This is a genomic window from Lysobacter zhanggongensis (assembly GCF_046638635.1).
Classification (GTDB): domain Bacteria; phylum Pseudomonadota; class Gammaproteobacteria; order Xanthomonadales; family Xanthomonadaceae; genus Novilysobacter; species Novilysobacter luteus.
In genome coordinates, this window is sequence record NZ_JBJXHK010000186.1 from 1 (window position 1) to 582 (window position 582).

At 72.7% G+C, this 582-nt stretch carries 1 protein-coding gene; it reads left to right on the forward strand.

From position 1 onward, the window contains the following. Window positions 1–421, forward strand: a 421-nt coding sequence (locus tag ACKVMH_RS13605) for a DUF2141 domain-containing protein (RefSeq protein ID WP_412700679.1), incomplete at its 5' end; no start/stop codon positions are given. Window positions 422–582 lie beyond the last annotated feature (161 nt).

Genomic DNA, 582 nt, shown 5'->3' on the forward strand with positions numbered 1-582 from the left:
GCCCGGCACGGCCGCCGCGGTGCTGCTGGCGCTCGGGCTGGTGGCCGGGCCGGCCCGAGCGGCCGACCTCGTCATCGATATCGAAGACGTCGGCTCGCAGCAGGGCCGGCTCACCGCTTTCGTCTACGACAGCGCGGCGGGCTGGGATGGCGGCAGGCCGGTGGTGCCGCTGCAACGCGTGTACCCCGACGGTGGCACCCGCTTGCAGGCGCGCTTCACCGGCCTTGCGCCGGGCCGTTACGCGGTGGTGGTGCTGCACGACACCAACGCCAACGGCAGGTTCGATGTCAGCGCCCTGGGCATCCCCAAGGATGACTACGGCTTTTCCAACAACCCGGTGCTGTTCGGCCGGCCCGACTTCGACCGCATCGCGTTCGAGCTGCCGGCGGCAGGGGCGCGCATCAGCGTGCGGATGAAGTGATCGCGGGCAGCCGCGGCCTGCGGGCGATGGCGTGGGGCTGGCTGCTGCTGGGGGGCCTGCTGTCCGCTGCCGGCGCGCTGATGCTGCTGGCGGCGGGGCTGTTCGTCGCCAACAGCACCGTCGCTGTCGGCGAGGTCGTCGACCACGAGCGCCGTGGCAGC